A 7775-nucleotide genomic window follows, 5' to 3' on the forward strand; every position below is an offset into this window, starting at 1 on the left:
GAGCTTGGGCAGCAGGGTGCCGACCTTGAGCACGCTTTTCGAGGCGCGCAGCTTGGCGGTGAGGCCGAGTTCGCCGTATTCGTCCTGGGCGCGGCCGGTTTCGCGGTCGCGCTTGAGCAGGCCGGTGCCGCTGCGGTCGGGGCTGGAGTCGAGCTTGACGCCGAGCAGGCCGAGGGCATCGACGCCGACGCCGACGGAGCCTTCGGTGAAGCCGGATTCGTAGCGCAGGAGGAAGCCCTGGGCCCACTCCTCGGCCTTGGCCTGGGGCGCGTTGTCCTGGCGGAAGTCGCGATTGAAGTAGAAGTTGCGCAGTTCCAGGCTGGCCTTGCTGTCCTTGATGAACTCAGCCTGGGCGATGCCCGGCAGGGTGACACTGGCGCCAACCGTGGCGAGGGCCACGGCTTGCGCGAGCGAGGTCTTGCTCATTGTTATTGTCTCCTCGTTGGGTTGCAGGTCGGTCGGGTCGTCCTGTTACAACAAGGTGACTAAAGCATTTCGTTACAGATTTTTCCCTTAGACGATGGTCGGCGGCTCACTCCACCCACTGCGGGTAATAGCCGAGCTGGTCCTGAACCCGTGCGTCATGGGCCGGAACCACGGTGAGCCCGGGTTCGCGCTGGAGCAGTTCGTGGACCTTCTGCAACTGGTCGCGCGTGGCTTCGCGGTCGTTGTCGACCATCCGGCGGCTGACCCAGAACTTTTCCTTCGGCCCGGTGAAGCCTTCCAGGCGCCAGCTGGCATCGCCGGTGAAGAAGAAGCGCCGGCCGTCGTCCAGGGTCAGGAACAGGCCCACCGAGCCCGGGGTATGGCCGTGCAGCGGCACCAGCACCAGGCTGCGGTCGCCGAACAGGTCGAGGCTTTCCTCGAAGCCCAGGAAGGGCACCGGCAGGAAGGTGAAGGGATGCCATTTCACACCATGGGCGAACTGGCTGGGCAGTACCGCGGGCGGCGTCGCGATTTCGCTGAACTCGATCTCCTCGTACGGCGCCCAGATCGGCACTTCGGAGAAGTCCGCCAGGGCCGAGGCGTGATCCCAGTGGGCATGGCTGAGGATGATGCGATCCACCTGGATGCCATCGCGGTCCAACTGGTCGCGGGCGGGGGTGACGCTTTCGTACTGCATCAGCGGCTTGTCCAGCCAGGGCATCTCGCCGTTGAACTGGCTGTCCACCTGGCGGCCGAGCCCGGTATCGAAGAGCAGGGTGGCGGCATGGTGCTGGATCAGCACCGCCGTATGGTTGACCGTCACCTTCTCGGTCCATTGGCCGTCGGCGACGGTGAAGGCATCCAGGGTTTCTGTCTGGGAGGTCTTCACCAGGGCGAAACGCAGCCCCTCGGCCTGGGCGGCGAAGCTGAAGGTGCCGAGCAGGAGCAAGAGGAGATAGGAATGCGGGCGCATGGGCTCAGTGTCCTTGGGGCAGAAAGGGGGAGGGTTGTGCGGCACCGAAACCGAGGGGCAAGCGGCTGCGGCGCAGGCACCAGCGGCCGGGGGTGAGGGCCACCAGGCGTTCGGCACCGGGCAAGGCGGGGAGGGCGCCTGACCTGGCCCCGTCCGGCCAGAGGATCTCCGCACGGGCTTCCAGCTGCAGCAGGTCGCCACTGCTGAAGTCCACCCAGAGCAGGCCGCAGCGGGGTTCCAGCAGAAGGTTGCCGAGGGTGTTGAACATCAGGTTGCCGCTGTAGTCCGGCAGCCAGAGGCGATCGTCGTCGCCCACCACCACGAAGCCGGGCGCGCCGCCGCGGTGGGAAATGTCGACGCCGCCGGTCTGCGGGTCCAGGTGCTGGCTGGCGATGAACAGGGTGTCGCTGCGGCGTACCAGTTCCAGCCAGCGGGTGTCGGGGCCGGTTCCCTGTTCCAGTGGCCCTGGGGAGCGCTCCTCCCAGTGCCAGTCGCGGGACTGGATGTACTTCGGGCAGTTGCCGAAGGATTGCTGGACGGCCAGGGTGAATCCTTCCCCATCGCTGTCCACCAGTGGCCCGTTCATGCGGTTGCGTCGCCGGGTCGGCAGTTCCAGGCCGAGCAGGCCGAGACGCGCTGCGTCGTGCAGGTTGGCGCCCAGCGGGTCGTCCGGCTCGGGCCTGGCGTTGATGCGCAGCAGGCTGGGCTCCGGCGAATGGACGAATCCCGGCTTGCCCCAGAGCACCGAAGCCACCGGCTGGCCGTCGCTGTCCAGGCTGCCCACGAGCAGCCAGGGCAGTTGGCTGAAGAACTGGCGATGCTGCTCTGGCATCTGGTTGCGGATCATGCGGCTGCCCATCGCCTCCACCTGCTCGCGGACGCCGAGGCGGGCCTGGATCGCTTGTTCGCCGGGATGGAATGGGCTGCTCATCATGGCCTCCGGAGCGGTCAAAGGCGGGGCAGGTCGACGTAGCCGGGCAGGGCGCGGATGCGCGCGAACCAGGCATCCAGGTTCTGGTAGGGCGCCAGGTCCAGGCCCCCTTCCTCGGCCAGCGCCAGGTAGGGGTAGACCGCCACATCGGCGATGCTGGGTCGCTCGTCCACCAGCCAGTTGCGACCGGCCAGGTGCGCATCCACCAGTTCCAGCACCTGGCGGCCACGGGCCTGGGCGTCGTCCAGGTCCACCGGGCGGCCGAATTTCAGTCCGACCCGGGCGCGAGCCGCACCGTTGTGGATCTCGTTGGCGGTGAGGCTCAACCATCCGGCGATCTGCCCCTGGGCCAGGGCCTCCTGCGGATACCAGTGTTCCTCTGCGTAGCGTCGCGCCAGGTAGACCAGGATGGCCTGGGAGTCGACCAGCGGCTGGCCATCGTCCACCAGCACCGGGACCTGGCCCCGGGGGTTGAGCGCGAGGAACTCGGGACGCTTCTGTGCGCCCCGGGGCAGGTCCACGGTCAGCAGCTCGGCGCTCTGGCCGATCAGGCCGAGAAACAGGCGGACCTTGTAGCAGTTGCCGGACAGGTAGAAGTCATGGAGTTGCATGGCGAGTCCCTCGCGGTGGAATGTGGGCTGGATAGTAGACAGACCTGTCTGTATATTTCAAGAGCGAATTTTGCCTCGTCCCTGGAGTCCGTGCCCGGCGCGGTTTGAGCGGGCTTGGACGGATGCGCATAATGCGCGGTCGAGGAGGCTGCAATGGCATCGAGTAAACGCGATCAACTGGTCAACACCGCTCTCGCGCTCTTCTATCGCGAGGGGTTCCACGCTACCGGCATCGACCGCATCCTGGCGGAGTCCGGCGTGGCCAAGATGACCCTCTACAAGCATTTCAAGTCCAAGGACGAGCTGATCATCGCGGCCTTGGAGGCGCGTTTCGCGCCGGCTGCCGAGAGGATGGCCCGGGCCTTCGCGCACCTGCCGCCGCGCGAGGCCATCCTGCGGGTGTTCGACGGTCTGGATGAATGGCTCAGGCAGGACGAGTTCTGCGGCTGTGCCTTCATCAATGCCGCGGCCGAGTTCCACGACCGTGAACATCCGGTGCATCGCCTGGCGGCGTCCTACAAGATCGCCACCCAGAACTACTTCCGTGACGCCCTGGAGCGCCTGGGGGCGCCGCAGCCCGAGCGCCTGGCGCGCCAGCTGCAGTACCTGATGGAGGGGGCGATCAGCATGGCCCATATCCAGGGGCCGGGTGACCAGGCGCCGGAAGCCAGGGAGGCCGCCCTGCAGTTGCTGCGTGCCGCCGGCGTCTGATGCGCTGGCCGGTGGAGGGCTGACGCCCTTGCCAGGCGGCGCGGATGGCCGGGTCACGACGGCTCGGCCCCATGCTAGAATTCGCGCCTCGTCGATCTTCGAGGCGCGTCCCGATGCTTCCTGAATGCCAACTCTTCGGCACTGTCGGCTGCCACCTTTGCGAGGTGGCGGAAGGCGTGCTCATGCCCTTCGTCGAGCGCGGCCTGATGGTGGAGCTGGTGGACATCGCCGATCGGGAAGAGTGGGTTCAGGCCTACGGCCTGCGCATCCCGGTCCTGCGTCGTTGCGATACTGGCCACGAACTGGGCTGGCCCTTCGATGCGGCGGCGGTGGCGGCGTTTCTTTCCAGCTGACTTGCCTCGCATGTGGGGGCCGAACGGAGCCCAACATCGCTCGTTGGGCTTCGCCGGCCCGCACCAACCTACGGTTTCCTGAGCGCCGCTTTTCGCGCGGCCGCGAACAGGTCGCTGGCATCTGACAGCAACAGGTGGGCCGCGTTGGCCAGGCACACCAGGTCTCGGCTTTCCGCAATCTCGATCTGCATGCGGGTGACACTGAGCAGCAGGCCCTTGGCCGCGTGCAGGCGCTGTTCGGCGCAATCCTGCAAGTCAGCGTAGGAAGCGCCGGTATCGAGCAGCAGCACTGGCGCCTGGATCGCATTTTCGGAAAGGGGAATGAAGCGGGAATCGTCCATGAGTGAAGCTCCTAGAGTTAGGGGGGAGCTGCCACGATTCGCGGCCAAGCGAATAAGGGTGACAACTGTACGCGGGTTGGCCGACCGGGACTCTAGGCACCCGGCACACCCGAAGGTGTCCCGCGCACAGTTGCCATGACGCGCCATTGCGGGCGTAAAGGAACGCCTGCAACGGTCATAGGGGCGCCTGTGCGCCTAGAGTTGTTCGACCGGCCAAGGTCGGCCACGGGATTGACCGTGGCGCGCGGACTATAGGCGGGCACGCTGCTGGCAAGCAAGGCTTTCGAGGGAGCAGGAGAGAAGGGCGGGCAAAAATCCCGGGCAATAAAAAACCCGCCTTATCAGGCGGGTTTTTCGGGATTTGGTCGGAGCGACTGGATTCGAACCAGCGACCTTCTCGTCCCGAACGAGACGCGCTACCAAGCTGCGCTACGCTCCGTTGTGTGGCGCGCATTCTACAGAAAAACTTTTGGTCTACAAGGGGTTAGCGAAAAAATTTTTGAATTTTTTTCGCAGGGCCAGAAGGTGGACGCGGGAGGCTGCGAATGGCGTGGAGTCGGTTGGGGGGAGGAGCCCGCTCCGGCGGAGGGGCGGGAGCGGGCCGAGCGGATCAGAGTTCCTTGATGGTGCGAACCTGGTCCTTGTTCACCTTTGCGTGCTTGCCATCGAGTTGTTCGAATTCGTAGAAGCCGGTGTCTTCGTCGTACTCGGGGGTGTCCACGACCTGGAGCTCGCGTCCGTCATTGAGGGTGATCACGCTCGGCGCGGAGCAACCGGCAAGAGTGAAGAGGCCCATGGCGAGCAGGAAGGCGGGGACTATCCGCTGGTTCATTCGTCATCTCCTTAGATGATTACGCTGGTTGTACGACCTTTCAGACGAAAGACTCCCGTCCAAAGTTCCAGCGAATCGGCTCAATCCTTCACCGGGTTATCGCCCAGCAGCTCCGGCGTATTGAGGTTGGCCAGGCGCGGATCGCCTTCGGGGCAGTCCACGGCCAGCAGGTCGAGCTGGCGCAGGATGCGTTGCGGGCTGCGTTCCCCGGCTTGCCAGCCGGCTTCCAGTACAGGCAGCAGGGCGCGCGGCAGGACGCAGAACAGCGGTTCCCAGAATTTGCCCTGGCGGACCATCACGGGGCGGTCGCCGGATGCATTTAGCAAAGCGCTGATCAAGGTGTCGTCCACCTGTGGGGCATCGCAGGGCAATACCAGCACCTGCTCGTGACGGGCCACGGCCAGGCCGGCCCGAATACCCGCCAGCGGGCCGGGGAAATCCGGGCTGTCGTCCTGCACCAGCTGGTCCGCCCAGGCGGCGTAGCGTTCTTCATTACGGTTGCAGGAGATGATCAGGTCGTCGGTGATCGGCCGGACCCTGTCGTGAAGCCAGGCGATCAGCGGGCGGCCCCGCCACTGTTCCAGGCCTTTGTCGCGGCCGCCCAGCCGTTGGCCGCGGCCGCCGGACAGCAGCAGGACGGAGCAGGGTGGCAAGGGCTTGTCGGACATGGACGGGTCTCCGGGGGCGGCGCTGTGATATAACACCGGGCATTCACTCCTACAACTGGAAGCCTGCCATGAGTCACAAGGCCGAGGCGGTGTTCGTGCCGCTCAATATCGCCGTTCTTACCGTCAGTGATACCCGCAGCCTGGAGACCGACACCTCCGGCCAGCTCTTCGTCGATCGCCTGGCCGCTGCCGGCCACAACCTGGCCGCGCGGGTGCTGCTCAAGGACGACCTGTACAAGATCCGCGCCCAGGTCGCCACCTGGATCGCCGACGACAGTGTGCAGGTGGTGCTGATCACCGGTGGCACCGGCTTCACCGGCCGCGACAGCACCCCCGAGGCGGTGGCTTGCCTGCTGGACAAGCAGGTGGACGGTTTCGGCGAATACTTCCGGCAGATTTCCGTGGGCGATATTGGCACTTCCACCATGCAGTCCCGTGCCCTGGCCGGCCTCGCCAACGGCACCCTGGTGTGCTGCCTGCCGGGCTCCACCAATGCCTGCCGCACCGCCTGGGACGGCATCCTCGCCGAGCAGCTGGACAACCGTCACCGCCCCTGCAACTTCGTGCCGCACCTGACCCAGGCCAACGCCTGCGAGGGACGCGGATGAGCGGCCCCGGCCTGATGCCGGTGGAGGACGCCCTGGCGCGCCTGCTGGCGCTGGCCGAGGAGGCTTCCATCGACGCCCATGAGCGCGTGGCCCTGGCCGATGCCGATGGCCGCGTGCTGGCCGAGCCGCTGGTGGCCGGCCTCGACCTGCCGCCCTGGGACAACAGCGCCATGGATGGTTACGCCTTGCGCCTGGCCGACTGGCAGGGCGAACCGCTGGCAGTGAGCCAGCGCATCCTCGCCGGCAGCGCTCCGCAGCCGCTGCAGGCGGGGACCTGCGCGCGCATCTTTACCGGTGCGCCGCTGCCCGAGGGCGCCGACCTGGTGGAGATGCAGGAGAACGTCGAGGTCCTGGCCGATGGCCGGGTGCGCTTCCTCGAACCGCTGAGGACCGGGCAGAACGTCCGCGCCCGTGGCCAGGAAACCCGCAGCGGCGAAACCGTGCTGCCGGTCGGCACCCGCCTGGGGCCCATCGAGATGGGCCTGTGCGCATCCCTTGGTGCGGCCGAGCTGGTGGTGCGCCGTCGGCCGGTAGTGGCGGTGATCTCCACGGGCGACGAACTGGTGCCGCCCGGCCAGCCCCTGGGGCCTGGGCAGATCTACAACAGCAATCGCAGCCTGCTGATCGCCTGGCTCAAGCGCCTGGGCTGCGCCGTGGTGGATGCCGGCATCCTCGCCGACGACCTGGAACTGACCCGCAAGGCCCTGGCGGACCTCGACCAGGTGGACCTGATCCTCTCCACCGGCGGAGTCTCCGTGGGCGAGGCGGACTTCCTCGGCGCGGCGCTGCGGGAAGAGGGCGAGCTGGCGCTGTGGAAGCTGGCGATCAAGCCCGGCAAGCCGCTGACCTTCGGGCATTTCCGTGGGGTGCCGGTGATCGGCCTGCCGGGCAACCCGGCCTCCACACTGGTCACCTTCGGCCTGCTGGCGCGGCCCTACCTGTTGCGCCGCCTCGGCGTGGCGGAGGTGGAGCCCCTGGGCTTCGTGGTGCCGGCTGGTTTCACCTGGAAGAAGCCGGGCAATCGCCGCGAATACCTGCGCGCGCGCCTGGAGAACGGTCGTGCGGTGATCTATCCGAACCAGAGCTCCGGCGTGCTGCGCAGCGCGGCCTGGGCCGAGGGGCTGGTGGAGGTGCTGGAAGGCACTACCCCGGCCGAGGGTGACTCCGTGCGCTTCATTCCGTTGAGTGAGTTGCAGGCTTAGGGACTTTCCCTGGGCAAATCACCTGTAGGGGCGAATTCATTCGCCAAGCAGGCCGAAGGTCTGCCCCTGGCCTTGCCGGGGGCCGCTTCGCGTCCCTTGGCGAATGAATTCGCCCCTAC

Annotated in this window: 11 protein-coding genes and 1 tRNA gene; 4 read left to right on the top strand and 8 right to left on the bottom strand. The window is 66.7% G+C overall.

Annotated features, from left to right (window positions below; translation table 11 throughout):
- The 4 genes from ACFPU0_RS24420 to ACFPU0_RS24435 all read right to left on the bottom strand — a co-directional run.
- A partial coding sequence (locus tag ACFPU0_RS24420) for an OprD family outer membrane porin (protein WP_377695868.1) occupies window positions 1–426 on the bottom strand: 426 nt, incomplete at its 3' end.
- A 106-nt stretch (window positions 427–532) separates the two neighbouring features.
- Entirely contained in the window at window positions 533–1399 is an 867-nt protein-coding gene (locus ACFPU0_RS24425) for an MBL fold metallo-hydrolase (protein WP_377695869.1), read from the bottom strand.
- Window positions 1400–1403: 4 nt separating this feature from the next.
- Window positions 1404–2330: a pyridoxamine 5'-phosphate oxidase family protein gene (locus ACFPU0_RS24430; RefSeq protein WP_377695870.1), complete on the bottom strand. Its 927-nt coding sequence runs from the start codon at window positions 2328–2330 to the stop codon at window positions 1404–1406.
- Between the two features lie 17 nt (window positions 2331–2347).
- Complete coding sequence (locus tag ACFPU0_RS24435) at window positions 2348–2941, bottom strand: glutathione S-transferase family protein (RefSeq protein WP_377695871.1); 594 nt, start codon at window positions 2939–2941, stop codon at window positions 2348–2350.
- 153 nt (window positions 2942–3094) lie between these two features.
- On the opposite strand from ACFPU0_RS24435, the gene ACFPU0_RS24440 reads away from it, so the two are divergent.
- Window positions 3095–3652 (top strand): TetR/AcrR family transcriptional regulator, encoded by a 558-nt coding sequence (locus ACFPU0_RS24440; RefSeq protein WP_377695872.1) that lies wholly within the window; start codon window positions 3095–3097, stop codon window positions 3650–3652.
- Between the two features lie 113 nt (window positions 3653–3765).
- On the top strand, window positions 3766–4005 hold the full coding sequence (locus ACFPU0_RS24445; protein ID WP_377695873.1) for a glutaredoxin family protein: 240 nt from the start codon (window positions 3766–3768) through the stop codon (window positions 4003–4005).
- 68 nt (window positions 4006–4073) lie between these two features.
- Here the strand turns inward: ACFPU0_RS24445 and ACFPU0_RS24450 are convergent, their stop codons facing one another.
- The 4 genes from ACFPU0_RS24450 to mobA form a co-directional block, all read right to left on the bottom strand.
- On the bottom strand, window positions 4074–4346 hold the full coding sequence (locus ACFPU0_RS24450; protein WP_377695874.1) for a hypothetical protein: 273 nt from the start codon (window positions 4344–4346) through the stop codon (window positions 4074–4076).
- A gap of 362 nt (window positions 4347–4708) precedes the next feature.
- A tRNA-Pro gene (locus ACFPU0_RS24455) sits at window positions 4709–4785 on the bottom strand.
- Window positions 4786–4956: 171 nt separating this feature from the next.
- Window positions 4957–5178: a YgdI/YgdR family lipoprotein gene (locus ACFPU0_RS24460; protein ID WP_377695875.1), complete on the bottom strand. Its 222-nt coding sequence runs from the start codon at window positions 5176–5178 to the stop codon at window positions 4957–4959.
- Window positions 5179–5258: 80 nt separating this feature from the next.
- Window positions 5259–5846: a molybdenum cofactor guanylyltransferase MobA gene (mobA, locus tag ACFPU0_RS24465; RefSeq protein ID WP_377695876.1), complete on the bottom strand. Its 588-nt coding sequence runs from the start codon at window positions 5844–5846 to the stop codon at window positions 5259–5261.
- A 68-nt stretch (window positions 5847–5914) separates the two neighbouring features.
- Here mobA and moaB point away from each other — a divergent pair, with 68 nt between their 5' ends.
- Complete coding sequence (gene moaB, locus ACFPU0_RS24470) at window positions 5915–6454, top strand: molybdenum cofactor biosynthesis protein B (protein ID WP_377695877.1); 540 nt, start codon at window positions 5915–5917, stop codon at window positions 6452–6454.
- Window positions 6451–7656 (top strand): gephyrin-like molybdotransferase Glp, encoded by a 1206-nt coding sequence (gene glp / locus ACFPU0_RS24475; protein WP_377695878.1) that lies wholly within the window; start codon window positions 6451–6453, stop codon window positions 7654–7656. The genes moaB and glp overlap by 4 nt, the downstream gene beginning before the upstream one ends.
- Window positions 7657–7775: the final 119 nt, after the last annotated feature.

This window comes from Pseudomonas sp. GCM10022186 (assembly GCF_042656385.1).
In the GTDB taxonomy this organism is placed as follows: domain Bacteria; phylum Pseudomonadota; class Gammaproteobacteria; order Pseudomonadales; family Pseudomonadaceae; genus Metapseudomonas.